This window comes from Microbacterium sp. 22303 (assembly GCF_052045265.1).
Lineage (GTDB): Bacteria > Actinomycetota > Actinomycetes > Actinomycetales > Microbacteriaceae > Microbacterium.
Genome location: NZ_JBQEOQ010000002.1, coordinates 88,695 through 112,853, shown reverse-complemented (window position 1 = coordinate 112,853; position 24,159 = coordinate 88,695). Strand labels below are relative to the sequence as shown.

Here is a 24,159-nt window from a genome sequence, read left to right as displayed (position 1 = left end):
GTGCCGGATCCGTCACCGGTCCAGGAAGCGCATCACGGCCAGGACCCGGCGATGGTCGTCGGGATCCGGAGGCAGATCGAGGGCCACGAAGATGAGAGCGATGCTGCGCGCGACCGCCTTCTCCGTCACGAAGAGCTCTCGGGCGATGCGCGCATTGCTGTAGCCCTGCGCCATCAACTGCAGCACCTCCAGCCGCCTCGGTGTGAGCTGCGCGATGCCGCCGTCCTGATGGTTGCGGACCTCGCGGCGCACCATCGAGGTGATGACATCCGAGTCGATGCTGGATCCGCCGTCGGCGACGCGCTGAACGGAGTCGAGGAAGTCCTCGAGGTTGAGGATGCGGCGCTTCAGCAGATAGCCGATGCCGTTCGCGCCGTCCGCGAGCAGCTCCATCGCACCGGTGGCGTCCATGTACTGGGACAGCACGACCACGGCCGTCCCGGGAAACTCTCGACGGATCCGCTTCGCCGCGCGCAGACCGTCGTCGGCGAAAGCGGGCGGCATCCGGATGTCGGTGAGCACGAGATCCGGCCGGTAGGCGGCGACCTTGCCGAGCAGGTCGTCCGCGTCGCCGGCCGTCGCGACGATCTCGTGACCCTCATCCGCGAGGATGCGGGAGATCCCCTCCCGCAGCAGGAATTCGTCCTCGGCGATGACGACGCGCATACGTGCTCCTGCCTGCCGGTGTGCGATCCCGCCGGTGCCCCGAGAGTACTCCCGCAGAACCGCCGCCCACACCTCTCGGGTGCGGGCGGCGGCTCGGATCCGTGGTTCCCCAACTCCTCGGATCCCCCGGGTCCCCAGTGGGTCAGTCGGCCGGCGTGATCGGCTTGATCTCGGCGACCTGCGGCAGGTTCGCCTTCTCCTGGTCGGTGAGCGGGCGTGCGACGCTGTCGTAGAGCGGGTCGGCGTCCTTCTTCGGGATGTCGAAGTGCACCCCGGTGAGCTTCCAGGTGGTCTTGCCCATCGTGACGGTGAAGTCGCCGGTCACCCGGTCGGTCAGCGACCGCGACCACATGTTGTAGTTCGAGTAAGGGCTCATCGTGTAGTTGTGCACCTTCGTGGTCTCCTTGGTGTCGGACCAGGTGCCGCCGTACTTGTGGCTGAGGCCCGCCTCGAGGATCCCCTTGATCGTCAGCTTGGCGGATCCGGTTGTCTCGACCGAGGAGGTGGTGGTGGCCACGACCTTGGTGGTGAAGCTCTCCGGACGCGCCGTGTCGGTGTTGTTCGCGCCACCGGCGACCAGCCTGCGCTGATCGGGGCCGTCCACCTTCGTCACCGGCGTGAACGTGCACGACGCCATCCCCGAGATGCAGGTCTGGTTGAGCAGGTCGGCCTGCCGCTGGGCGTCGGAGGCGGGCACCGAGATCGTGGAGAACTCCTTCTCCGAGAGGATCAGCCGGCCGGCGGTGATGCCCTGGTTTTCGACGGTGAAGGTGGCACCGGCATCCGTGCGGATGTTGGTGCCACTGAAGGCGTCGACGACGAGTGTCGCTTCGAAGGTTCCGAGCCGGATCGAGCCGTCGGGCAGGTTCTCGCTGTAGTTGAATGTGAGGGTCGTCTCACCGCGTTTGGCGAAGTAGTAGACCTTCTCGTAGCGGTATGACTGACCGGGGAGGATCTTCGTCCCGGTCGGCCGGTACTGATCGCGCTCGCCCGGGCTGCCGATCCCGGTCAGCTCCAGAGTGTGCTTGGTCATGTTGACGATGTCGAAACCGCGGGTGACGTCGGCCGTGGCCGCCGCGCGCACCGGGGTCGCGGCCGACGCGGGGGCGGCGGTGGCGACGCCGATGGCGATCGAGCCGAGCACGGTGGCGCCGACGAGCCCGGCTCCGACGAGGCGTCTGGCGGTGGTGTTGTCAGTGGTCTTCGTGGTGTTCATGGTGTCCTTCTCTCACTGCCCGCGAAGGGCGTCTGCGGCATCCCGATCCGGGAAGTTCTCGTACCGAAAAGGCTAGAAATCGACGCGCCGGCGGCCGATGGTCGTGCCACCACAGCGATGTGGTGCCTGCACCACATCGCGGGCTCGGACGCGGATCTCCACCCGCCGGGCGCGGACTCCGCGCGCTGGCCGCAGATCTCCACCCGCCGAACGCGGATCTCCACCCCAGGGCGGTGCCGCCGGATCCGGCATCCGAGGAGCATCGAGGACATGAACCTCTCGATCGTCTCCAACGTCCTGCTGATCCTCGTCGCGGTCGGCGTGATCGCCGTCCGGCAGATGACCTGGCGTCCGGTGCTCGGCACCCGCGACTGGAGTTTCCCCGCAGTGGCGGCGATCCTCGGCGTGGCCCTGCTGCTGCAGTCCCTGAACGGGCGCGGACTCGGGGTCATCGACGTCGTCGCGTTCGTCGTCGAGATCGTGATCGCCGTGGTCGTGGGCGCCGCGATGGGCGCGATCGCACACATCCGCCGCATCGCCCGCCCGGACGGCGCCGTCCCGGTCACGGCGGGGATGCCCGCCAAGGCCGCTGCCAGGGCCGCCGCCGAGTTCGAGACCCGCACCTCGCCCTGGGGCCTTGCGCTGTGGGTCGTGCTTATCGGCGTGCGCGTGGGCCTGACCTTCGCGTTCGAGTCGTTCGGCAGCCACCTCGGGATCTCCGGCGGGCTGATCCTGCTCGTGCTCGCCGCGAACCGCGCAGCCAGGACCCTCGTCCTGCACCACCGAGTCGAAGGGCTGCGCCGCGGCACCGCGCAGGACGCATCAGCGCGCATCATGGTCTCGTGACCCGCATCAATCCGCTCACCTGGTGGAGCGCCGGCATCAATCTCGCCGGCGCTCTCGCCGTCGCCTACGGACTGTGGCGGGCCGCCCCCGTGGTCTCGCCGTGGGTCACCGCCCTCGCCCTCGTCGGGCTCGCGGCCTGGGTGATCCGCACGCTGGTCGCTGCGACCCGGGGCGGAACGGATCCGGTTCCTCCGGCAGGGGTGCAGGCGCCGGCCGATCGGGCGAGGACGTCTCCGCCATCCAGCCGGGCGTCGCTGCTCGCGATCGGTCTGCTCGCCGTGATGACGATCGCGGGGAGCCTCACCGCGGTTCCGACGCGCGGGGTGGGTGTGGCGCTGCTCGTGGTGGCGGTGATGACCGTGACGAGCGATCCCCAGACGCCGCTGCCGGTCTTCGGCGGCGTCGCGGTCGTGGGGGCGCTCGGGATCGCGCTGGGCGCCGCGCTCGCGCAGGCCGGCGCGACGGGGAAGGCCGGATCCGAGGTCGACGTCCTCGGGTTCGCCGGGATCGTCGCCGCCCTCGTGCTGTGCGTGATCGCGGGGCTCGGCCGGCGGGCGCAGCGCGTGCTCCTGATCGAGAGGGAACGCGCGAGCGCGGAGGCACTGCGGGCGCAGGCCGCCGCCGCACGGGTGGCGCTCGCCCGTGACCTGCATGACGTGCTGGCGCACAGCCTGGGCGGCCTCGTGGTGCAGCTGGACGCGGCCGAGGCGCTGCTCGACGCGGGTGACGCCGGTCGCGCGGCGGAACGGGTGACGGCGGCGCGGCGACTCGCCGTGAACGGGCTGGAAGAGGCGCGTGAGGCCGTGCGGGCACTGCGCGAGCCGGCCGAGCAACCGGAGTCCGACACGGCGGCACCGGCAGCGCCGGACGAACTCGAGGTCCGGATCCGCGCACTCGTCACCGGGGAGAAGAGCGCCCGCCTCGACGTCGCCGGCGTGCCGCGCTCGGTACCGGCCGCGCTCGCCGAGGCGCTGATCCGCGCGGTGCAGGAAGGGCTGAGCAACGCGCGCAAGCACGCGCCGGGCGCCGAGGTGCGGGTCGGGCTGATCTGGCATCCTGACCGGGTGGAGTGCACGATCGAGAACCCGGCCCCCGCGGCGCCCGCTCAGGACAGGGGGCTCGTCGCGACCGGTGGCGGCTATGGGCTGCGCGGGGTGCGGGAGCGCTTCGCCGCGCTCGGCGGGACCGCCCGTGCAGGTCTGGTGCCGGACCCTTCGACGGGCTCAGGGACCGGCGGTGGTGCGGGCGCACGGGGCGATCGTTTCGTGCTGCGGGTGGAGGCGCCGGCATGACCGAGCGGATCCGCATCGTGCTCGCCGACGACCAGGCGATCATCCGCGACGGGCTGGAGACGGTGCTGAGCCTCGTCGAGGACTTCGAGGTCGTCGGCGCCGCCGGCGACGGGGCCGAGGCCGTGGCGCTCATCGCCGCCACCCATCCCGATGTCGCCCTCATGGACTTGCGGATGCCGGTGCTGGACGGCGCCGCCGCGACTCGGCGGGTCACGGCGGAGACGCCGGGCACCGCCGTGCTGGTGCTCACCACCTTCGCCGACGACGCCGACATCGTCGCCGCGCTGCGCGCCGGCGCCCGCGGCTACCTCACCAAGGACGCGGGGCGGGCGGAGCTCGCCGCCGCGATCCGCGCGGTCGCCGCAGGACAGTCCACGTTCTCCGCCCCGGTGCGCGACGTGCTGCTGGGACGGATCGGCGCGCCGCACGCCGTCACCCCCGATGCCGCCGCGCCGGATGCGCACGGGCGCGTCGAGCCTTCCCTCGCGGACACGGATCCGGATCCGGCCTCGGCGACGGCCCTCGCCACGCGGTTCCCTGCGCTCACAGCTCGGGAACGGGAGGTCTACGCGCTCATCCTGCAGGGCCGGTCGAACGGCGAGATCGCCGAGGCGCTCTACGTCGGGGTGGCCACGGTGAAGACGCACGTCAACGCGCTGTTCGCGAAGCTGGGCGTGCGCGATCGCGCGCAGGCGATCGCGAAGGGACTCGGGAGCGTCTGAGGCACAGTGGGCGCGGATCCCGCACATCACAATCTTCGCCCGATGTCCGGGATCATCCTCAGGGATGACGTCGCCCTGAGAAGGGCCGCTTACAATCGTGAGGATGTCAGGGGGGCGAATGCGTCGGATCACAGGCCGTCGGATAGGGGCGCTGGTCGCCGGTGCCGTTGCGGCGGCACTCGCGTTGAGCAGCTGCTCGGGAACCGCGGCAGCCCCCTCGTACTCGCCGAAACCGCAGGTGCAGGGCGGGCTGCCGTCCGATACGCAGGACCAGATCAAGGCGGCCGTCCAGCGCGCGATGGCGGCGAGCGGCTCGAGCGGCGCGATCGTCGGCGTGTGGGCGCCCTGGGGCGGATCCTACGTCGAGGGTCTCGGCACCGTGTCCGTCGAGGACAAGACCCCGGTGAGCACCGACATGTCGTTCCGGATCGGCGATGTCACTCGCCTGATGACCTGCGACGTGCTGTACGCGCTGGCCGACCGCGACGCGGTCGAGCTCGACGCGTCGATCACCGAGTACGTCTCGGGTGTGCCGGATCTGCAGGACGTCACCCTGCTGGATCTGTGCAACGGCACCGGCGGGATCGGCTCCTCCCAGGCGACGGCGATGCCGATGTGGCTGAGCAACCCCGACCGGCAGTGGGAGCCGAAGGAGCTGGCGTCCTACGGGCTCGCCCAGAACCGGACGCCCCCGCACACCGGCTACCGCGACTCCGATGCGGGGTATCTGCTGCTCGGGCAGGCGCTGGAGCGCGCCACGGGCCAGACCGCGGCGCAGCTCATCCGCCAGTACGTGACGGCTCCGCTCGGGCTGGGCTCCACGTCGCTGCCCGGTCCCCAGGCCGCCGCGCCCACCCCGTCGCCTGCGTTGAAGGGCTCCTACCTGACCCAGGTCGACGGCGCCTATCAGTGCGCGAAGCCCACGGACATCACCGTGAGCTCGTCGAGCAACGGCTACACCGACTCGGGAGTGGTCTCCACGATCGCCGATCTCGGACGGTACGTGCAGGCCGAGGCGGCGCAGGCGCTGCGGGTGAAGAAGACCCCGAAGCGCTTCGGCACCCCGCTCCCCATCGCGGACGGAGCCCCGAGCTGGTACCAGACCACCGGCGGCGCGAAGCTGGTCGGATCGATGATCGGCCAGCACGGCGGGACGCCCGGCTACCTGACTGCGGCCTACTCCGACCCGGCGACCGGTTTCACGGTCGCCGTGGTGCTGAACGATTCCACGGTCGGCGACGCGTTCGCGGGTGACCTCGCGTTCGAGCTCGCGGCGATCGCCTCCAAGGCGCCCGCGGGCAAGGGCAGGACGGCGCCGGAATTCGCCCTGCCGTTCACCTCGGACGACTACGCTAAGGCGGTCGACGGCGCGGCCATCTGCCCGCTGCCGCAAGGCTGATGCAATACTCCCGTCGAGCGCGGGAGTATTGGTTCGGCTGGTCCGCTCATCTGCCGGAAGACAGCTGAGCGGACGGCTCGACGCCTCCCGCGTTCGACCGGCTTGCAGGTCGAGGCGCACGCACGACCCGAGGAGCAACCATGGCGATCGTCGACAACGGCATCTATGTGGACGGCGTCCGCACCGACACCCCGCACACGCTGGATGAGACGTTCGAGCTCATGCACGACCGCGGCGGCATGGGCTGGATCGGCCTGTACCGCCCCAGCGAGGAGGAGGTGCGCCAGGTCGCCGCGGAGTTCGGCCTGCACGAGCTCGCCGTGGAGGATGCGCTGACCGGGCATCAGCGCTCCAAGCTCGAGCGCTACGGGGAGACCCTGTTCATCGTGCTGCGCCCCGCTCGCTATCTGGACGCGAACGAGGAGGTCGAGTTCGGCGAGCTTCACGTGTTCGTCGGCCCGAACTTCGTCGTCACGATCAGGCACGCCGAAACGCCGAGCCTGAGCAGGGTGCGCGGCCGTATGGAGCACGACCCCGAGCTGCTCGCCCGCGGCCCCGAGGCCGTGCTCTACGCGGTCCTCGACGAGCTCGTCGACGAGTACTCGCCGGTGCTGGCGGGTCTGGAGAACGACATCGATGAGATCGAGGCGCAGCTGTTCCTCGAGGAATCCGACGTCACCCAGCGCATCTACGAGCTGAGCAGCGAGGTCATCGACTTCCAGAAGGCCACGCAGCCGCTGCAGCCGATGCTGGAGAACCTGCTGCGCGGATCCGCGAAGTACGCCGTCGACCTGGAGCTGCAGCGCTACCTGCGCGACGTGCTCGACCACATCCTGACCCTGTCCGAGCGCGTCTCGACGTTCCGCGCCAATCTCGACAACGCGCTCACCGTGGAGGCGACGATCGTCGCCCGGCGCCAGAACGAGGAGATGCGCCGGATGACCGAGGAGAGCATGCGGCAGGGCGAGGAGGTCAAGAAGATCTCCAGCTGGGCCGCCATCTTCTTCGCGCCGACCATCGTGGCGGGCATCTACGGCATGAACTTCGAGGTGATGCCAGAACTGAAATGGGCCGCCGGCTATCCGATGGCGATCGCGCTCATGGTGGGCGGCGGATTCGCCCTGTACCTGGTGTTCAAGAAGCGCGGCTGGCTGTGACCGGATCCGGATCCCCGGCGGTCTGATCCTCGTTCAGGTCGCACTATCTGCTCCGAAACCCACGCCGGAAGAGCAGAAATCGCGACCTGAACGACCGGAGGACCGGCCTCAATCGGGTGCGGTCATTTCGCGAGAGCGCCGCGTTTCGTCTCGGTCGCGCTTCGCGCGTCCTCGCTCAACGACCAGTTGTCGTCAGTGCGATCACCGCGAGGGCGGTGACGGTGACCAGGATCCACAGGATCGCGCCGAGCGCGAGGGGCCGCCAGCCGGCACGGCGCAGCGCGGTCACGTCGGTGGACAGCCCGATGCCGGCCATCGCGGTGGCGATGAGGAACCCGCTGGTGTGCACCATCGCCTCTCGTGGGCCGGCGGGGATCACCCCGAGGGATCCGATCACCGCGACGACGAGGAACCCCACGAGGAACCACGGCACCAGCCCGACCACGCCTCGCAGGGTCAGCCGCCGCCCTCCGGTCGCCCGGCGTGACTCGATGACGGAGAGCCCGATCGAGATCGGGATGATCATCAGGGTGCGCACGAGCTTCACCACGACGGCGTAGCCGAGCGCGGCCGCTCCGAAGACGCTCGCCGCGGCGACCACCGAGCTGGTGTCGTTCACGGCGGTGCCGGCGAGCAGTCCGAAGGTGTGCGGATCCATGCTCAGGGCGTGACCGAGCAGGGGGAAGAGGACCACGGCGAGGATGTTGAAGACGAAGATCGTCGACACCGCGTACGAGACCTCCGCGCTGAGCGCGCCGATCACCGGCGACACCGCGGCGATCGCGGAGGCCCCGCAGACTCCGGTGCCGACGCCGATCAGGGTGCGCAGGCGCTGGGGCACGCGCAGCGCCCGGCCGATGACCCAGGTGCCGAGCAGGCACACGGCAAGAGTCGACAGCATGACCGGCAGCGTCTCCGCACCCACGCGCAGGATCGCGTCGAGCGACAGCTGCGCGCCCAGCAGCACCACGGCGAGCTGCAGCAGGAACCGACCCGAGTACTCCACACCGGGTTGGAAACGCGCGCCGGGCCGACGGATCACCGCGATGACCACGCCGATCACGATCGCGGGCAGGGCGGATCCGAGCACCGGAATCGCCGCGCCGATCAGCGTGGCGACGACGGCGATCGGCACGGTGAGCGCCAAGCCCGGCAGCACGTCCGCCCCGCGCGCGACGAGGCGGGAGGGGAACGTGCGGGCAGGGCGGAACATCATGGATCCAGGCTCGTCCGTCGACGTCGACCGCGGTATCCGGCGGCGCTCGATAGGGGTACAGTCGTGGACTGTGGCAAGCCAGGTGACAGACGGAGCGATGCCCGACCTCGGCTCACTCGAACTGCTGGTCGCCGTCGTGCGCACCGGCTCGATCTCCGCGGCGGCGCGGGAGACCGGCGTGACCCAGCAGTCGGCGTCGGCACGTCTGCGCGCGGTGGAGCGTCAACTCGGACTGTCGCTGTTCCACCGCGCCCCGTCGGGCACCCGCCCCACGCTCGAGGGCGAGGTCGTGGCGTCCTGGGCGGACGATGTGCTGGCGGCGGTCGGCCGGTTCCGCACCGCGACGCGCACCCTGCGTGGCGAGAGCACCGCACGGCTCACCGTCGCGGCGAGCCAGACCGTGTCGGCGCGGCTGCTGCCGCTGTGGCTCGTCGCACTCCGCCGACGCCAGGTCGAGATCGGGCGCACGCCGACCGCCGTGCAGCTGCTCTCGGGCAACAGCACGGACGCCGCTGCGCTGGTGCGGGACGGGCATGCGGATCTCGCGTTCATCGAGTCGACCGAGGTGCCGGTCGACCTCGGCGCGACCATGGTGGACCAGGACGAGCTCGTGCTGGTCGTGGCGCCCGAGCACCCCTGGAACGCGCGCGGCCCCGTCGAGTTCGACACGGTGGCCGACGAGCCGCTCGTGGCCCGCGAGCTGGGCAGCGGCACCCGGCGCGCCTGGGAGGACGAGGTGCGCCGCCGGCTCGGCAGGGACGCCGCGGAGCCGGCGGTGGTGCTGCCGACCTCGGCCGCCGTGCGCTCCGCGGTCGCGGGCGGACTGGGGGCCGCGGTGATGAGCCGGCGGGAGGCCGCCGACGACATCCGGCTGGGCCGACTGCGCGCGGTGCGCACCGCCGGCGAACCCGTCATCCGCCCGATCACGGCGCTCTGGCGCGGGGGAGCGCGCGACCTCTCCCCGGCCGCCCGGGAGCTGATCGAGGTGGCCGTGGCGACCGCGAAGGAACGGGTGCGCTCGGGCCGCGGTACTCTCTGATCGTCTTCAAGGAAGGATCCGGATGCCCCCGCTCGTGCTCTTCGGCCTCACCGCCGTGCTGCTGTGGTCGCTGGTGTCGCATCGCTTCGAGCGGTGGGGCATGGCGGGGCCTGCGATGCTGCTCGTGCTGGGCGCCGCGACCACGGTGTGGGATCTGCCGACCTACGCGGCCGCACTCGATGCGCCGCTGACCGAGAAGATCGTCGAGGTCATCCTGTCGATCCTGCTCTTCGCCGACGCGACCGAGGTGCGCGGCGGCATCTTCGGCGGAGAGGGCAGGGTCACGGCTCGGCTCGTGCTGATCGCGCTGCCGCTGTCGCTCATCCTCACTGCCATCGCCGGAGCCTTCCTCCTCCCCGAAGCCCTGGTGGCCGCCGTCGTCATCGCCTGTGTGATCATGCCGACCGATTTCGCGCCGGCGACGCGCCTGCTGCGCACCAAGCTCCTGCCGGAGCGGATCCGCGCGATCCTGAACGTGGAGAGCGGCTACAACGACGGCCTCGTCTCGCCGATCTTCGGCATGGCGCTGCCGATCGCGGTCGTGCTCGCCCCGCTGGTGGAGAAGATGATCGCGACCGGATCCGACAACGTCACGGTGGACGACAAGGATCTCGGCCACAGCGGTGAGAAGTTCGTGGAGGCGTTCGTCAATGCGATCCCCGCGACGGTCTCGGCCATCGTGATCGGCGTCGTGCTGGGAGGCGTCATCGGGCTCGCGCTGAGGGCGGCCCGCGACCGGGGCATCGCGAACGAGGGGGGTGCCCGCTACGCGATGCTGCTGCTGCCGCTCATCGCCTACGGCATCGCGACGATCCCGGCCCTCGAGGCGAACGGCTTCGTGGCGGCCTTCGTCGCGGGGCTCATCTACCGCGTCACCCGCACACGGGGCATGCAGGAGCGGGTGATCCCGCACGCCGAGCTGCTGCTGGTCGAGGAAGTGGGCACTCTCACGGCGAACTTCGTCTGGTTCATGCTCGGCGGCGCCGCACTCGTCGCCTTCACGTCGTCGTTCGACTGGCGTGTCCTGGTGCTCGCACTGCTCGCGCTCACCCTGTTGCGGCTCGGTCCGGTGTACCTGTCGCTCATGGGCAGTTCCGTCAGTCGCGGCGATCGCGTGCGGATCGGTCTGCTCGGTCCGCGAGGCACCGCCACCATCGTGTTCGGCCTGCTCGCCTACAACGCCTTCGAGACGGACAGCGTCGAGAGCAATGCCGTGCTGCTGGTCATGGTCGTCACGGTCGTCGGCAGCATCCTGCTGCACGGTGTCGCGGCGCCGTTCGTGCTGCGTCGGCTCGCCCCGGGCAATGCCGCCGCGCGCGCAGAGGGCTCGGCGGCGCCGCCGCACTGACCGGCGCCGCCCTGTCGTCAGCGAGGCGCAATCCCACCCGAGCCGGGCACCGCCGGACAGGCTCTCGGCAGCGGGACAGGGATCACGGCGCGGACAGCCCCAGATGCTTGTAGAGCAGTTCCATGGCGAACGGGATCCCGGTGTTCAGGGCGCCTGCGACGTGATCGGCTCCCGGTGCTTCATGGAACGTGGTGGTGAAGCCGGCGTCCTCGGCGCGCTTGGCGTCGCGCTTCGTCCCCGGGATGTATCCCGGATCCGCACCGCCGACGGTGAACACGGCGAGGTGACCGGCGAACTTCCCGGGGTTCTCCGCGATCCCCGCCTCGGCCTTGAGCGCGTCGAACTTCGCCGCGTCGCCGCCGAAGAGCGTCTTGATCGCCTCGTCGCGCCACTCCACGCCCGGGTATTCGTCCGGCGAGATCGCCACGATGTTCCCCCAGATGTCCGGGTGGTGGGTCGCCCATGTGAACGCGCAGGCGCCGCCGTTCGAATAGCCCATGATCGTCCAGTAGCTGTGGTCGAGCAGCACGTTGAGGTTCTTCGTCGCGTAGGCCGGGATGTCGGTGTTGAAGTAGGCGGGCACGTCCCCGTACTTGGCGGTGTTCGCGCAGACCGGATCAGCCTTGGTGACGCCGAGCTGATCCGCGACGATCACGATGGGCGCGAGGCCATTGTTCTTGGCGGCGAGGTCGTCGAGCGCCTTCGCGATGAACGTGGCGTCCGGGTCGCCGGGGTAGCCCATCATCATTACGATCAGGGGGAGCCGCGGGGGGTTCGCGGTGCGGGCCGCCGGGGGCAGGTAGAGGACCGCGTCGCGGGGCTGGAAGCCGCCGGTGGAGGGGATCGCGTGCGAGCCGCTGAGCACGGCCGTCTCGCCGGTCTTCGGCATGTTCGCCGGCGGGTGCCAGGTCTTGTAGAGCGGGCCGCTCGTGGTCTCGGTCGGAACCGGCTTGGGCAGCACATCGATCTTGTCGTCGGTCGCGATGCCGAGCATCGAGCCGACCGTGGTGTTGACGCCGAACGCCGCATTGACGCCGAGCGTCGTGGAGAGCAGGGAGAGGATCACCACAAGCACCGCGACGACTTTTCGCCAGACCCGGCGCTCCCACAGCGACACGATGCCCAGGAGGATCGCCGCGAACCCTGCCGGCGCCCAGAACCAGCACGCGTAGGGCATGGCCGGCCCGAAGGCGTGCGACGTGTTCACGAACGCCACGAGTGCAGCGCCTCCGCCGATCCCGACGGCGAGGGCGATCACGATCCGCCACAACCACGCCGGGGTGGGCCGGCGGATCAAGACGAGGATCACGGCCACGATCGTCAGCCCCCAGATCGTGAGCGGGAGCGGGCCGTCGATGACGTTGAGCTTGAAGAACCAGGTCATCGATGGCTCCTGTTCGGTGGTCAGTCGTATCGCGCGCGGCACGAGTGACTCTAGTCCGGTGCCGATCACCACCGGTCAGACCGGAAGCCGGGGTGATCAGCCGCGCGTGTAGACCCCGCGCACGAGGGGCGCCGGATCCGCGTCCGCCGGCACGGCCGTGTCCAGTTCGAGCACGAGGCGGTCGCCCTCCGCGCGCAGTCGCATCACGGTGCGGCCGCGGTCGGAGCGCCGGTCGAGCACCAGGACATCGTCCTGCCAGACCGCGGTGCCCGGCGTCGCCGGAGTGAAGCCGTACGTGTCGAACCACCAGAACCCCGCGCCGGCCACCACGGCGTGCGCGACGAGGGGTGCGCCGTCGGCTCCGTCGCGCGACTCCACGTAGTCCAGGAGGATCCCGTCGGGACCGGGTTCGACGCTCAGCGCACCGCGGGCCGATCCTGCTTCCGTCCACGCCGTGGGGAAGAGCTCCTCCGTCCCCGTCCAGTCGCCGAGCAGTGCCTTCAGCCGAGGATCCGGTGCCATGAGGACGAGCCTACGCGGGGAGCGCGCGGCGTTGTCGGACTGGAAAGATCCGCGATTCTTTGCGCGTAAGATCGCGAAAAGCCGAGGGATCCCCGCCGTCCGGCTCAGTACTCTGAGCAGGTTGTCCGGGCGAGGTCGCCTGGAGCCCCGTCATCGCTGACGGGCACAGAGGAGGTAGCTATGGCAGTCATCGGCATCGTGCGCGAGCCTGCGGGCGAGGCGCGCGTGGCCGCGACCCCGGCGACGATCGCGCAGCTTCGCAAGCTCGGTCACGACGTGGTCGTGGAGCGCGGAGCGGGATCGGATGCGTCGTACCCCGACGAGGCCTACGCGGCCGCGGGGGCGACGCTGGTCGAACGTTCGCAGGCGTGGGGCAGTGAGATCGTGCTGGCGATCACGCCGCCGGATCCGGAGCGGATCGCTCTGCTCGCTGACGGGGCGACGTTCATCGCGCTGCTGTCGCCGGCGCTGCGCCCCGACCTCGTCGAGTCCCTCGCTCAGCGCGGCATCACCGCCCTGGCGCTCGACGCCGTGCCGCGCATCTCGCGGGCGCAGTCGATGGACGTGCTGAGCTCGATGGCGAACATCGCGGGCTACCGGGCCGTGGTCGAGGCTGCGCACGAGTTCGGCCGGTTCTTCACGGGCCAGGTGACCGCCGCCGGAAAGGTGCCGCCGGCGAAGGTGCTCGTGGCGGGCGCGGGCGTCGCCGGTCTCGCCGCGATCGGTGCGGCCTCGAGCCTCGGCGCGATCGTGCGCGCCACGGATCCGCGCCCCGAGGTGGCCGACCAGGTCACCTCGATCGGCGGCGAGTACCTGCCCGTCGACGTGGCTGTGGAGAAGTCCTCCGACGGCTACGCCAAGGCCACGAGCGAGGCGTACGACCGCCGCGCCGCCGAGATCTACACCGAGCAGGCCGCCGACGTCGACATCATCATCACCACGGCGCTCATCCCGGGGCGTGCCGCGCCCCGGCTCATCACGGCGTCCGATGTCGCCGCGATGAAGCCCGGCAGCGTGATCGTCGACATGGCGGCGGGCCAGGGCGGGAACGTGGAGGGATCCGTCGCGGGCGAGCGCATCGTCACCGAGAACGGCGTGATCATCCTCGGCTACACCGACCTCGCCTCACGCCTGGCCGCCCAGGCCTCGCAGCTGTACGGCACGAACGTGGCGAACCTCGTCGCCCTGCTCACCCCGGGCAAGGACGGCGTGCTCACGATCGACTTCGACGACGTCGTGCAGCGCTCGGTCACGGTCGTGCGCGACGGTGCCGTCACCTGGCCGCCACCGCCCGTGCAGGTCGCGGCGGCTCCGGCGAAGGCGCCGGTCGCCCTTCGGCAGCCTCAGGGACCGGATGGGGCCGCACCGGCGAAGAAGGGCATGTCGGCCGGCCGCAAGGCGCTGCTGATCGTGCTCGGCATCGCCGCGCTGTTCGCGGTGAACGCCTTCGCGCCCGCGCCGCTGCCTCAGCACTTCACGGTGCTGACGCTGTCCGTCGTGATCGGCTTCTACGTGATCGGCAAGGTGCACCACGCGCTGCACACCCCGCTCATGTCGGTGACCAACGCCATTTCGGGCGTCATCGTGGTCGGCGCGATGCTGCAGATCACGGATCCGAATCCGGTCGTCCAGGTGATCGCCGCGATCGCCGTGCTGCTCGCATCCATCAACATCTTCGGAGGGTTCGCGGTCACCCGTCGCATGCTCGCCATGTTCACGAAGGGCGGCCAGAAGTGACCGTCGGGGCTCTCTCCACTGCCGCGTACATCGTCGCGGCCCTGCTGTTCATCCTCAGTCTCGCCGGGCTCAGCAAGCACGAGACCGCGCGCTCCGGGGTGATCTTCGGGATCTCCGGCATGGCGATCGCGCTGCTCGCCACGGTGTCGCTCACCGTCGCGAACGCATGGACCGGCGGTGCCGTGATCGGACTGGTCTTCCTTCTCGTCGCCCTGATCGTGGGGGCCGGGATCGGCCTGTGGCGCGCCAGGGTCGTCGAGATGACAGGCATGCCCGAACTCATCGCGCTGCTGCACAGCTTCGTCGGTCTCGCCGCCGTGCTGGTCGGCTGGAACGGCCACCTCGCCCACGCGAAGATCGCCCCCGCCCTGGTCGGGATCCACAACGCCGAGGTCTTCATCGGCATCTTCATCGGCGGCGTGACCTTCACCGGATCCATCGTCGCCTACCTCAAGCTGTCGGCGCGGATGTCCTCGAAGCCGCTCATGCTGCCCGGCAAGAACGTGCTGAACATCCTGGCGCTCGTCGCGTTCCTGGTGCTCACGGTGTGGTTCGTGATCGACCAGCAGCTGTGGCTGCTGATCGCGGTCACCCTGCTCGCGTTCGCTCTGGGCTGGCACCTCGTCGCGTCGATCGGCGGCGGCGACATGCCCGTCGTCGTCTCGATGCTGAACAGCTACTCGGGCTGGGCGGCGGCCGCGGCGGGCTTCCTGCTCAACAACGACCTGCTCATCGTCACCGGTGCGCTGGTCGGATCCAGCGGTGCCTACCTCTCCTACATCATGTGCAAGGCCATGAACCGGTCGTTCCTGTCCGTCATCGCCGGTGGATTCGGGATCGTGGCGTCCGCGTCGGGCGACGAGGAGCACGGCGAGCACCGGGAGATCAACGCGGAAGGCGCGGCCGACATGCTCACCTCCGCGAAGAGCGTGGTGATCACCCCGGGATACGGGATGGCGGTCGCGAAGGCCCAGTATCCCGTCGCCGACCTCGTCTCCAAGCTGCGCGAACGCGGCATCGACGTGCGCTTCGGCATCCACCCCGTCGCGGGGCGCCTGCCGGGCCACATGAACGTGCTGCTCGCCGAGGCGAAGGTGCCGTACGACATCGTGCTCAGCATGGAGGAGATCAACGACGACCTCGCGTCGACCTCCGTCGTACTGGTGATCGGCGCGAACGACACCGTCAACCCCGCGGCAGCGGAGGATCCGGGCAGCCCGATCGCCGGCATGCCGGTGCTGCGGGTGTGGGAGGCCGAGAACGTGATCGTGTTCAAGCGCTCGATGGCCGCCGGCTACGCGGGCGTGCAGAACCCGCTGTTCTTCCGGGAGAACGCGCAGATGCTGTTCGGCGACGCCAAGCAGCGCGTGGAGGACATCATCGCGGCGCTCTGATCCGCTCCGCCCAGTGCGCCGAAGGTCGGTCTCCCTGACGGGGGCCGACCTTCGGCGCGAGAGGCCCGCGGGCCGGCGTTCCTGAGCGCACGCGCGTCTTCGCGGGCCGCTTTCCTGGGAGAACCCGATGGATCCGGTGAACGGATCGGGAATGATGCCCATGACCCCTGTCGCCGCTGGCCGCGCAGGCCTACTTTCGGTGCGGGACCCGATGCCGGGGAGCGCCTGGCGTCCTCCACGGCATCGAGGCCCCTTCCTCTCACGAAAGGTCCCTCGATGTTCCGTTCCCGATTCGGCACCGCCGGGGCGCTCGGCGCCCTCGTGCTGGCGGCCGCGGCCGGCGGTGCGGCCGGCGCGCTGCCGGCCGCCGCTGCTCCGCGTCCCGCTGCCGCCACGTCCACCCCGATCCAGCACGTCGTCGTGATCTTCGGCGAGAACGTCTCCTTCGACCATTACTTCGCGACCTACCCGAATGCCGCGAACATCGCGGGCGAGACGGTCCAGGGCACGGGGGCGCCGGCTTCCGCGTTCACCGCCGCGAAGGACACCCCGACCGACATCGCGACCCTCGCGAACGCCGGCCTGCTCGCGCCGAACAACCCCAACACCGTGCAGCCGAAGCGACTCACCCCCGGTCAGGCCGTCACCTGCGACCAGGACCACGAGTACCTCGCCGAGCAGAAGGCGTACAACGGCGGCGCGATGGACCGCTTCGTCGAGAACACCAGCACCGACACCTGCGGCAACCCCGGTGATCCCCGGTATGCGACCCCGGGCATGACCATGGACTACTACGACGGCAACACCGTCACCGGCCTGTGGAACTACGCCCAGCACTACGCGCTCAGCGACAGCAGCTTCTCCGACACCTTCGGCCCGTCGAGCCCCGGTGCGCTCAACCTCGTCTCCGGGCAGACGCACGGCGTGATCAGCGTCGACCCGTTCACCGGCGCGCAGACGGCCACCCCCGACCCGTACACGGTGAAGAGTCCGGACGCGCAGGGTGTCGGCACCATGACGGAGGACCCGGATCCGGCCTTCGACGACTGCTCCGACGGCAGCCACGCGAAGAGCTATGCGCTCGCTGCGATGCAGGGTCGCAACATCGGCGATCTGCTGAACGAGAAGAACGTGTCGTGGGGCTGGTTCCAGGGCGGCTTCACGCCGCAGAGCACCAAGACGATCAAGGGCGTCGATTACGCGCAGTGCACGACCACGCACACGAACGTGGCCGGTGTCTCGTCGACCGACTACAACCCGCATCACGAGCCGTTCCAGTACTTCGCGTCGACCGCCAACCCGCACCACCTCGCCCCGGCCTCCGACGCCGAGATCGGGCACGCCGGCCAGGCCAACCACCAGTACGACATCACCGACTTCAACAAGGTCGTCGACACCGACAACATGCCGGCGGTCTCGTACCTGAAGGCGCCGAACTACCAGGACGGGCACGCGTCGTACTCGGATCCGATCGACGAGCAGACGTTCGTCGTGAACGAGATCAACGCCATTCAGAAGTCCAAGAACTGGGGATCGACGGCGATCGTGCTCGCCTATGACGACTCCGACGGCTGGTACGACCACGTCGCGGCGACGGTGACCAACGCGTCGAACGATCCGCAGAACGATGCGGCCTGGTGCCTCGATGCGTCGGCCTCCGGCACGCCGATCCTCGGCGGTTACGCCGACCGTTGCGGCCCGGGCCCGCGTCAGCCGCTCCTGGTGATCTCTCCGTTCGCGAAGAAGGACTTCGTCGACCACACCGTCACGCAGCAGTCGTCGATCCTGCGGTTCATCGAGGACAACTGGGGCCTCGGCCGGCTCGGCGACGGTTCTCTGGACGCGGTCGCAGGCTCGCTCGGCAACATGCTCGACCTCTCGCATCCGCGCAAGGATGCGAACCTGACGCTGGATCCGGCCACCGGCACGATCGTCCAGCCGGCCTACTGCGCCGGCAACAACGGCAAGCACCTCGGACAGGGCGGCGGCTGCAGCTGACGCCCGACCGGCACACGCGGGCCGGCCTCCTCGAGAGCCGGCCCGCGCATGGACACGACGGCCCGGGCGCTCCGAGTGAGCGACCGGGCCGCCGTGTCAACGTTCGGTCCCTGAGCCTGTCGAAGGGCCGGGTCGGCGAAAAGCCTTCATGGCGCGCCGGCGTGGCGGACGACGATTGCGGCGGCGGCCCTTGCGGGTGCGGCTCCGTAGAGGAAGCCCCGTGCGTCGCCGAGGCGGGACGCGGCGAAGGCGTCGGCGACGGCGACCGGTGCGTGCCGGATCAGCAGCGAGCCCTGCAGCGCCACCGCGAGGGCTTCCGTGAGCCGGCGCGCTCCGGCCTGCGCGTCGGCGGACGCAGGATCGCGCTGCGCTGCGCGCAGCAGCAGCTCCGTGCCGGCTATGTGCGCGTCCAGACGTTCGTCCGCCCCAGCGGCGAGGCGCACCTCCGCCAGCAGCGCGTCGGCGGTCTCCGGCTCGCGGGCGATCGCGCGCAGCACGTCCAGCGCGATGACGTTGCCGGATCCCTCCCACACCGCCATCACGGGCTGCTCGCGGTAGCGCCGGGCGAGCGGGAACGCCTCGGTGTAGCCGTTGCCGCCCAGGCACTCCAGCGCCTCGTAGGCGTGGCCGGGCCCGCGCTTGCAGATCCAGTACTTGAGCACCGCCGTCGCGAGCCGGCGGAACGGCTCGTCCTCGGCAGGCGCGTCGGCTTCGTAGGCCGCAGCGACCCGCAGTGAGGAGGTGATCGCGGCCTCGGCCTCCACGGCGAGATCGGCGAGCACCTGCGTCATCGCGGGCTGGTAGGCGAGCAGGGCGCCGAAGGCCGATCGGTGCTGCGCGTGCCAGATCGCCTCGGCGGTCGCCTGACGCATCCCGGCGGCGGTGCCGAGCATGCAGTCCAATCGGGTCTGATTGACCATCTCGATGATCGTGCGGACACCGCGACCCTCCTCGCCGACGAGCCAGCCGAGGGTGCCGTCGAACTCCACCTCGCTCGAGGCGTTCGCGCGGTTGCCGAGCTTGTCCTTGAGTCGCTGAATGAGGAACGGATTGCGGGATCCGTCCGGCAGCACGCGCGGCACGAGAAAACAGCTGAGCCCGGCCTGCGCCTGCGCGAGCACCAGGAAGCCGTCGGACATCGGCGCCGAGCAGAACCACTTGTGCCCGGTGAGGATCCAGGACCCGTCGCCGGTCGGCGCCGCGGAGGTGCGGTTCGCGCGCACGTCGGATCCGCCCTGCTTCTCCGTCATCGCCATGCCGAACAGGGCGGACGTCTTGCCGGGGGTGAGCGCGGGCGAGTAGTCCCGCGAGAGCAGCCGCGGCATCCACTCGTCCTGCAGGTCCGCCGACCCGAACTGCTGCAGCGCGGGAACGACCGCGTGCGTCATCGACACGGGGCAGGCGTGGCCGGGCTCGATCTGCGCGAACAGCAGGACCTGCGCGGCGCGGGCGACCTGCGCGCCGGGGCGCGGATCCGCCCAGGCGGCGGTGTGAGCTCCGGCGGCGATCGCGGCGCCGATCACCCGGTGGTAGGCGGGGTGATACTCGACCTCGTCGATGCGGCGCCCCCAGCGATCGAACGCCACGAGCTCCGGCTCGTGCACGTTCGCGAGCTCGGCGTCGTGCTGGAAGGCGGCGGATCCGACCAGCTGCCCGGTCGCGGTGAGCTCCGGCTCGGCCCAGGAGGCGCCGTGCCGTCGCACACCCTCGACGAGGGGGAGGTCGAGTGCGAACTCGTCCACGCTCTCCCGCGGCGGCGCCTGGTTCGTGACGGTGTGCGTCGCCATGCGGATCCCCTTCGATCGCGGTCTGATCCGACGCTACGCCATCCCCCCGCGTGGGCTCACCGTCGGCGTGCGGATGGCCGTCGCGCTCGACGAGGGCCGGAACGCCGGCGAGGCGGGCTCAGTCGGCCGCGCGGTTCTCGCGCCACTCGTCGCGGAGCAGCCCCATCCGCACGATGTCCTCATAGCGCCCGCGCACCCAGGCGTGCTCGCGCTGGCGCCCCTCGACGACGAAGCCGGCCTTCTCGTAGGAGCGGATCGCCGCGGCGTTCGACGCGATCACCTCGAGATGCACCCGGCGCAGGTTGCCGCGCACGAACCCGAACTCCAGTATCTGCCGCATGGCCTCGGTGCCGATGCCCTTGCCCCGGGCGGACGGGATGAGCGCGATGCCGACCTCGGCGTGCCGCGCGACCTCGTCGATCTCGAACAGGCCGACGTTGCCGACGGCTTCGCCGGCGACGTCGATCACGAAGCTCCGGTTGCTGCCCGGATCCGCTTCTCGCGCCGTGAGACGCTCCTCCCACGCGGTGCGGGGCGGAACGGCGGGGCGGCCCGGGTTGCGTTCCTCCCACGTGTCCAGATCCGTCGCGATGCTGTAGAGCGCATCGAGGTCGGCGTCTGTGCGAGCGCGAAGGGTGACAGCGGGTCTTGTGGACATGGGTGTCACGCTACCCGCAGGTCCGGACAACGCGGTCGCGACCGGCGCCGCGGACCGAAGAGGACCGTCCCCTTGTGACGCGTTGCACGGCGGCATACCCTGCGGAGAACAGGGCGGGATCAGGCCCGCCGCGGGCGGATATGCAGATGAGGGCGTCGCTGACCGGCTCCCTCGTGAAGGAGGATGAGATGGGGCACGACAACGACGACGACCAGGTCGAAGCGCCGGTCCACGAGCAGAAGTCTGCGGAGAACGGTCCACCCCGGGACGAGGACGACGACGGCCTGATCCCGCCGCCCGAGGTGGACACGATGCTCGGGTTCGAGGGGGCGATCGAGGGTCTCTGACGGCGGGCCGCCCTGTCGCGTGCGCGGCCGGGCTAGACGATCGCGTGCGCCCGCACCGGGAAAGTCCCGAAACCCGCGACGGCCGGTGGAGCGGCAGTGAACCGGGCGCCGCGCGCAGGCAGCGAGCCCAGGTTCGCAAGGTGCTCGACGACGGGGATCCCTGCCGCGAGCAGGATCGAGTGCGCGGGGCGCTCGCCTCCCGACTCGGTGTCGTCGATGTTGAGCGAGTCGATGCCGACGAGAGCGACCCCGGCGTCGGCGAGCGCTTGTGCTCCGGCTCCGGTCAGGAACGGCGCGCCCCGGCCGTACTCTGGAGTGCCGAAGAGCCGGTCCCAGCCCGTGTGCAGCAGCACGGCCGCGCCGCGCAGGTCGCGGTCGGCGAGCGTCGCGGATCCGATCCCGCGACGGTCGGACGACCAGGCGTCGGTGAGGTGGAAGACCTCGGCAGGCAGGTCGACGAGCTTCTCCAGGGGGAGCGAGGACAGGTCTCCGCCGTCGACGTAGCGGTGGAACGGCGAGTCGATGTACGTCCCGGTGTTGCCGATCATCGTGATGACGTCCATCGCGAACTCGGTGCCGGGCGCGTACTTCGCCCTCGAGTCCTCCCTGGTGAGGAACGGGGTGATCTCGGGCGCGGGCAGGCCGGGGTAGGTGACGAGGCCGGCGTGGATCGAGTGCGACAGATCCACGATGCGGCGGGCAGGCGCGGGCGTCGTCGCCTCGACCCCGCGGCTGCCGCGGTGCTGCTCGGCGACGATCTCGAGGCGATGCAGCACGACCGACTCGACGAGTGCGAGACCGAGGTGGCGGATCAGGAGCGCGCCGATCGCCTCGGCGTCCAGATCGGGGGAAGGCAGGTCGAGGCGGAAGCCGTCGCCGTGCATCCCGCCGCCGTTGGCGAAGGCGATGTCGAAGCCGAAGCGCGCGCGATACTCGGGAGAGGTCATCCCGCCAGTATGTCGATGATCCGGGGGTCGACGCCTCCATGGCGGAGTCTCGTGCTTCGCAGAAGGACCCGCACCTTCCGTAGCGGATGCGGGTCCTTCTGGTGATCGAAGCGGGCGCTCAGTGGAACAGGCCGAGCTTGCCGAACTTCTCCGCGAGGAGGTAGTAGACCGTGATGCGGCTCTTGGTGCGGTCCGCCTTCATGGTCTCCTTGACCTCGTCGAGCGCGGCGTCGAGCACCGCGTCCGACTCCGTGAGGCCGAGCTTCTTCTTGAGGAAATTGGTCTTGACGGTCTCGACCTCGTCCTTGTCGGAGAATGCGACGTACGCCGAGTCCTGGCTGTCCATGACGAGTCGGTAGGTCTTGAGCAGACCCGCGATCGCAGCATCATCGGCGTCGGGACGGTAGATCTTGACGTCAGCGGCCCAGTCGGCCATAGGGAACTCCTTCGCTCCGGCTCGGCTCGGATGTGCCGCGCTCGCCAGAGAGCCTAGAGGCCGCATCCGAACAGCAACAGACACCCATAGGAAACTGACAGCGGGATCTGATGCCGTACCCGTGGTGCGTGAGCCGGCCGGCGATCCTCGTGCGGTGTTCGACACGTCGGCACCGCCGGCAGCATCCGGCGGGCCTCCTCGGAGTGCTGGACGATGCGCGTTCTGTTCAATCCTCAGCGCCTACGTGGTTCGTACGGTCGAGTCATGTCCGCACCAGACCAGCATCGCACCGCGTCGTCAGGCGTGCGGCCGTCGCTGGTCGTCGCGTGCGCGTCGGAGCGTGACATCGCACGGGAGATCGGTCACGCCGCGGCGACCGGGATGCGGTTGGTGCCGCGGGGCGGTGGCCACTGCTTCGCCGGCAGATCCACCACCGACGGCATCGTGCTCGACCTCGCCGCGATGGATCAGGTCCGCGTCGATCCGTCGGGTACGGCGACGATCGGCGCAGGGTGCCGGCTGGGCCGGGTGTACGGCGCACTGCATGCGGTGGGACGCACGCTGCCGGCGGGATGCGGGGAGACCGTGGGCATCGCGGGCCTGACCCTCGGCGGCGGGATCGGTCTGCTGGGACGGCAGCACGGGCTGACCTGCGACCGGCTGATCGGCGCCCGGGTCGTGCTCGCCGACGGCGACATCGTCGACTGCGACGAGCATCGCGAGCCGGATCTGTTCTGGGCGCTGCGCGGCGCGGGAGGGGGCCAGTTCGGGGTGGTCGGCACGTTCCGGTTCGCGACCGTGCCCGAGCCCATGGTCTCCCGTGTCGAGGTCGCGATACCGGGGAATGTCGACCTCGGTGCTCTTGTGACGGCCTGGCAGGAGCACGCCCCCGATGCACCCGACGGCCTGACCGTCGATCTGGTCGTCGAGCTGGAGCCGGGTGTCCCCGGTCTGCAGGTCCGCGCGGTCGGAGCCTCGAGCCTTCCCGCGTCCGTGACCAACGCGTGGCTGCGGGAGCTCCTGGGCAGAGCCGGGTCGGCGCGGCTGCGGGTGGAAGATCCGGTGCCGTACTCGACCGTGAAGGAGACGCACGCCGACGAGCGGCGTTCGCTGCCGCAGCGTCCGGTCCGCCTGCGGTCGGAGTTCTTCGAGCACACGATCGAAGAACCGATCCTGGAGCGGATCCTGTCGCTGCTCGCCGACGCGGACCGCAGCAGGCCGCGCAGGCTTTCGTACACGGCGATGGGCGGGGCGTACAACCGGGTGGCTTCGGGTGAGACCGCGTTCGCGCACCGTGGCACCCGCTTCCTGCTGGAGCATGTCGGCGACCCCGGCGACCCGTGGATCGACGATTCCTGGAACGCCGCCCATGAAGCCGGATCCGGACGGGTGTATCCGAACTTCCCCGACCTCCTACTGGAGGATGCGCTGGCCGCCTACCATGGCGCCAACGCGGACCGTCTCGCCGGAATCAAGCTGCGCTACGACCCGCACCGGTTCTTCGACTTCCCGCACGCCATTCAGCCCGCGGGCAGCGACCCGCACACAGGAACGAGGTTCGAGGATGAGCACGCAGAAACCCCTGTCTGACCCCGCCCGTGCACCGCGGGTGCGCAGTTTCGACCACGTCGGAATCACGGTCGCCGACCTGGAGGCGGCTACGACGTTCTTCGCCCGTCTCGGGCTGGAGGTTCTCGGCGATCCCATGGCCGTGGAGGGCGAATTCCTCGACACGGTGATCGGGATCCCCGACGCCCGGACTCGGATCGTCATGCTGCGCGCTCCCTCCGGCGGCACGACGCTGGAGCTGTCCAGCTTCACCCGCCCCGATCACGAGCCCGGCTCGCCGGCTCCGATGGCGAACGAGCTCGGCATCCGCAACGTCGCCTTCATGGTCGACGACCTCGACGCGATGATCGACCAGGTCGTGGCGGACGGATACGCGCTGGTCGGCGGCGTCGGCGAATGGCAGCACGCCATCCGGATGGCCTACGTCCGCGGTCCGGAGGGCATCATCGTCTCCCTCGCCGAGTCGATCGGTTGACGGC

Annotated in this window: 22 protein-coding genes; 13 read left to right on the top strand and 9 right to left on the bottom strand. The window is 70.3% G+C overall.

What is annotated here, in order from left to right; all coding sequences use genetic code 11:
- Window positions 1-12: 12 nt before the first annotated feature.
- On the bottom strand, window positions 13-666 hold the full coding sequence (locus tag ACTJI8_RS06245; RefSeq protein WP_440732559.1) for a response regulator: 654 nt from the start codon (window positions 664-666) through the stop codon (window positions 13-15).
- Between the two features lie 142 nt (window positions 667-808).
- Entirely contained in the window at window positions 809-1,882 is a 1,074-nt protein-coding gene (locus tag ACTJI8_RS06240; RefSeq protein ID WP_440732558.1) for a hypothetical protein, read from the bottom strand.
- 270 nt (window positions 1,883-2,152) lie between these two features.
- Between ACTJI8_RS06240 and ACTJI8_RS06235 the strand changes: the two genes are divergently transcribed.
- From ACTJI8_RS06235 to ACTJI8_RS06215, 5 genes are all read left to right on the top strand, one after another.
- Complete coding sequence (locus ACTJI8_RS06235; protein WP_440732557.1) at window positions 2,153-2,728, top strand: hypothetical protein; 576 nt, start codon at window positions 2,153-2,155, stop codon at window positions 2,726-2,728.
- A complete protein-coding gene (locus tag ACTJI8_RS06230; protein ID WP_440732556.1) occupies window positions 2,725-4,020 on the top strand; it encodes a sensor histidine kinase in 1,296 nt (431 codons plus the stop codon). The genes ACTJI8_RS06235 and ACTJI8_RS06230 overlap by 4 nt, the downstream gene beginning before the upstream one ends.
- Window positions 4,017-4,742 carry a response regulator gene (locus tag ACTJI8_RS06225; RefSeq protein ID WP_440732555.1) on the top strand — a complete coding sequence of 242 codons (726 nt, stop codon included), beginning with the start codon at window positions 4,017-4,019 and terminating at the stop codon, window positions 4,740-4,742. Before ACTJI8_RS06230 ends, ACTJI8_RS06225 begins: the two co-directional genes overlap by 4 nt.
- A gap of 118 nt (window positions 4,743-4,860) precedes the next feature.
- Window positions 4,861-6,141: a serine hydrolase domain-containing protein gene (locus ACTJI8_RS06220; RefSeq protein WP_440732554.1), complete on the top strand. Its 1,281-nt coding sequence runs from the start codon at window positions 4,861-4,863 to the stop codon at window positions 6,139-6,141.
- Between the two features lie 140 nt (window positions 6,142-6,281).
- Window positions 6,282-7,298 carry a magnesium and cobalt transport protein CorA gene (locus tag ACTJI8_RS06215; RefSeq protein ID WP_440732553.1) on the top strand — a complete coding sequence of 339 codons (1,017 nt, stop codon included), beginning with the start codon at window positions 6,282-6,284 and terminating at the stop codon, window positions 7,296-7,298.
- A 175-nt stretch (window positions 7,299-7,473) separates the two neighbouring features.
- On the opposite strand, the gene ACTJI8_RS06210 is transcribed toward ACTJI8_RS06215, so the two are convergent.
- A complete protein-coding gene (locus ACTJI8_RS06210; protein ID WP_440732552.1) occupies window positions 7,474-8,514 on the bottom strand; it encodes a YeiH family protein in 1,041 nt (346 codons plus the stop codon).
- A gap of 70 nt (window positions 8,515-8,584) precedes the next feature.
- Between ACTJI8_RS06210 and ACTJI8_RS06205 the strand changes: the two genes are divergently transcribed.
- Together ACTJI8_RS06205 and ACTJI8_RS06200 are read left to right on the top strand one after the other, a co-directional pair.
- Window positions 8,585-9,553, top strand: a complete 969-nt coding sequence (locus ACTJI8_RS06205; RefSeq protein WP_440732551.1) for a LysR family transcriptional regulator — start codon at window positions 8,585-8,587, stop codon at window positions 9,551-9,553.
- Window positions 9,554-9,575: 22 nt separating this feature from the next.
- A complete protein-coding gene (locus tag ACTJI8_RS06200; protein WP_440732550.1) occupies window positions 9,576-10,901 on the top strand; it encodes a cation:proton antiporter domain-containing protein in 1,326 nt (441 codons plus the stop codon).
- Between the two features lie 82 nt (window positions 10,902-10,983).
- Here ACTJI8_RS06200 and ACTJI8_RS06195 read toward each other — a convergent pair whose 3' ends face one another.
- Together ACTJI8_RS06195 and ACTJI8_RS06190 are read right to left on the bottom strand one after the other, a co-directional pair.
- Window positions 10,984-12,285 (bottom strand): alpha/beta hydrolase, encoded by a 1,302-nt coding sequence (locus tag ACTJI8_RS06195; protein ID WP_440732549.1) that lies wholly within the window; start codon window positions 12,283-12,285, stop codon window positions 10,984-10,986.
- A 96-nt stretch (window positions 12,286-12,381) separates the two neighbouring features.
- Window positions 12,382-12,807: a hypothetical protein gene (locus tag ACTJI8_RS06190; RefSeq protein ID WP_440732548.1), complete on the bottom strand. Its 426-nt coding sequence runs from the start codon at window positions 12,805-12,807 to the stop codon at window positions 12,382-12,384.
- A 180-nt stretch (window positions 12,808-12,987) separates the two neighbouring features.
- On the opposite strand from ACTJI8_RS06190, the gene ACTJI8_RS06185 reads away from it, so the two are divergent.
- From ACTJI8_RS06185 to ACTJI8_RS06175, 3 genes are all read left to right on the top strand, one after another.
- Window positions 12,988-14,544 carry a Re/Si-specific NAD(P)(+) transhydrogenase subunit alpha gene (locus ACTJI8_RS06185; protein ID WP_440732547.1) on the top strand — a complete coding sequence of 519 codons (1,557 nt, stop codon included), beginning with the start codon at window positions 12,988-12,990 and terminating at the stop codon, window positions 14,542-14,544.
- Complete coding sequence (pntB, locus tag ACTJI8_RS06180) at window positions 14,541-15,938, top strand: Re/Si-specific NAD(P)(+) transhydrogenase subunit beta (protein ID WP_440732546.1); 1,398 nt, start codon at window positions 14,541-14,543, stop codon at window positions 15,936-15,938. Before ACTJI8_RS06185 ends, pntB begins: the two co-directional genes overlap by 4 nt.
- A gap of 276 nt (window positions 15,939-16,214) precedes the next feature.
- Window positions 16,215-17,936, top strand: a complete 1,722-nt coding sequence (locus ACTJI8_RS06175) for a phospholipase C (RefSeq protein ID WP_440732545.1) — start codon at window positions 16,215-16,217, stop codon at window positions 17,934-17,936.
- A gap of 146 nt (window positions 17,937-18,082) precedes the next feature.
- On the opposite strand, the gene ACTJI8_RS06170 is transcribed toward ACTJI8_RS06175, so the two are convergent.
- Complete coding sequence (locus ACTJI8_RS06170; RefSeq protein WP_440732544.1) at window positions 18,083-19,723, bottom strand: acyl-CoA dehydrogenase family protein; 1,641 nt, start codon at window positions 19,721-19,723, stop codon at window positions 18,083-18,085.
- A gap of 118 nt (window positions 19,724-19,841) precedes the next feature.
- Window positions 19,842-20,381 carry a GNAT family N-acetyltransferase gene (locus ACTJI8_RS06165; protein ID WP_440732543.1) on the bottom strand — a complete coding sequence of 180 codons (540 nt, stop codon included), beginning with the start codon at window positions 20,379-20,381 and terminating at the stop codon, window positions 19,842-19,844.
- 146 nt (window positions 20,382-20,527) lie between these two features.
- Between ACTJI8_RS06165 and ACTJI8_RS06160 the strand changes: the two genes are divergently transcribed.
- Window positions 20,528-20,728: a hypothetical protein gene (locus tag ACTJI8_RS06160; protein ID WP_440732542.1), complete on the top strand. Its 201-nt coding sequence runs from the start codon at window positions 20,528-20,530 to the stop codon at window positions 20,726-20,728.
- Window positions 20,729-20,760: 32 nt separating this feature from the next.
- Here the strand turns inward: ACTJI8_RS06160 and ACTJI8_RS06155 are convergent, their stop codons facing one another.
- Both ACTJI8_RS06155 and ACTJI8_RS06150 read right to left on the bottom strand, forming a co-directional pair.
- Window positions 20,761-21,675, bottom strand: a complete 915-nt coding sequence (locus tag ACTJI8_RS06155; protein WP_440732541.1) for a cyclase family protein — start codon at window positions 21,673-21,675, stop codon at window positions 20,761-20,763.
- A 118-nt stretch (window positions 21,676-21,793) separates the two neighbouring features.
- Window positions 21,794-22,111, bottom strand: a complete 318-nt coding sequence (locus ACTJI8_RS06150) for a DUF2853 family protein (RefSeq protein WP_440732540.1) — start codon at window positions 22,109-22,111, stop codon at window positions 21,794-21,796.
- A gap of 264 nt (window positions 22,112-22,375) precedes the next feature.
- On the opposite strand from ACTJI8_RS06150, the gene ACTJI8_RS06145 reads away from it, so the two are divergent.
- Both ACTJI8_RS06145 and ACTJI8_RS06140 read left to right on the top strand, forming a co-directional pair.
- Window positions 22,376-23,701 (top strand): FAD-binding oxidoreductase, encoded by a 1,326-nt coding sequence (locus ACTJI8_RS06145; protein WP_440732539.1) that lies wholly within the window; start codon window positions 22,376-22,378, stop codon window positions 23,699-23,701.
- The gene (locus ACTJI8_RS06140; protein WP_440732538.1) at window positions 23,676-24,155 is read left to right on the top strand and encodes a VOC family protein; all 480 of its coding nucleotides are present in this window, start codon (window positions 23,676-23,678) and stop codon (window positions 24,153-24,155) included. The genes ACTJI8_RS06145 and ACTJI8_RS06140 overlap by 26 nt, the downstream gene beginning before the upstream one ends.
- The last annotated feature ends 4 nt before the right edge of the window (window positions 24,156-24,159 follow it).

Excerpts from the sequence above, each read along its gene's own strand:
- ACTJI8_RS06185 (WP_440732547.1), top strand. The coding sequence starts at position 12,988 with ATGGCAGTCATCGGCATCGTGCGCGAGCCTGCGGGCGAGGCGCGCGTG.
- ACTJI8_RS06240 (WP_440732558.1), bottom strand. The coding sequence starts at position 1,882 with ATGAACACCACGAAGACCACTGACAACACCACCGCCAGACGCCTCGTC.
- ACTJI8_RS06190 (WP_440732548.1), bottom strand. The coding sequence starts at position 12,807 with ATGGCACCGGATCCTCGGCTGAAGGCACTGCTCGGCGACTGGACGGGG.
- ACTJI8_RS06165 (WP_440732543.1), bottom strand. The coding sequence starts at position 20,381 with ATGTCCACAAGACCCGCTGTCACCCTTCGCGCTCGCACAGACGCCGAC.
- ACTJI8_RS06170 (WP_440732544.1), bottom strand. The coding sequence starts at position 19,723 with ATGGCGACGCACACCGTCACGAACCAGGCGCCGCCGCGGGAGAGCGTG.
- ACTJI8_RS06145 (WP_440732539.1), top strand. The coding sequence starts at position 22,376 with ATGTCCGCACCAGACCAGCATCGCACCGCGTCGTCAGGCGTGCGGCCG.
- ACTJI8_RS06215 (WP_440732553.1), top strand. The coding sequence starts at position 6,282 with ATGGCGATCGTCGACAACGGCATCTATGTGGACGGCGTCCGCACCGAC.
- ACTJI8_RS06225 (WP_440732555.1), top strand. The coding sequence starts at position 4,017 with ATGACCGAGCGGATCCGCATCGTGCTCGCCGACGACCAGGCGATCATC.
- ACTJI8_RS06140 (WP_440732538.1), top strand. The coding sequence starts at position 23,676 with ATGAGCACGCAGAAACCCCTGTCTGACCCCGCCCGTGCACCGCGGGTG.
- ACTJI8_RS06210 (WP_440732552.1), bottom strand. The coding sequence starts at position 8,514 with ATGATGTTCCGCCCTGCCCGCACGTTCCCCTCCCGCCTCGTCGCGCGC.
- ACTJI8_RS06175 (WP_440732545.1), top strand. The coding sequence starts at position 16,215 with ATGTTCCGTTCCCGATTCGGCACCGCCGGGGCGCTCGGCGCCCTCGTG.
- ACTJI8_RS06150 (WP_440732540.1), bottom strand. The coding sequence starts at position 22,111 with ATGGCCGACTGGGCCGCTGACGTCAAGATCTACCGTCCCGACGCCGAT.
- ACTJI8_RS06200 (WP_440732550.1), top strand. The coding sequence starts at position 9,576 with ATGCCCCCGCTCGTGCTCTTCGGCCTCACCGCCGTGCTGCTGTGGTCG.
- ACTJI8_RS06245 (WP_440732559.1), bottom strand. The coding sequence starts at position 666 with ATGCGCGTCGTCATCGCCGAGGACGAATTCCTGCTGCGGGAGGGGATC.
- ACTJI8_RS06235 (WP_440732557.1), top strand. The coding sequence starts at position 2,153 with ATGAACCTCTCGATCGTCTCCAACGTCCTGCTGATCCTCGTCGCGGTC.
- ACTJI8_RS06195 (WP_440732549.1), bottom strand. The coding sequence starts at position 12,285 with ATGACCTGGTTCTTCAAGCTCAACGTCATCGACGGCCCGCTCCCGCTC.
- ACTJI8_RS06160 (WP_440732542.1), top strand. The coding sequence starts at position 20,528 with ATGAGGGCGTCGCTGACCGGCTCCCTCGTGAAGGAGGATGAGATGGGG.
- ACTJI8_RS06220 (WP_440732554.1), top strand. The coding sequence starts at position 4,861 with ATGCGTCGGATCACAGGCCGTCGGATAGGGGCGCTGGTCGCCGGTGCC.
- ACTJI8_RS06155 (WP_440732541.1), bottom strand. The coding sequence starts at position 21,675 with ATGACCTCTCCCGAGTATCGCGCGCGCTTCGGCTTCGACATCGCCTTC.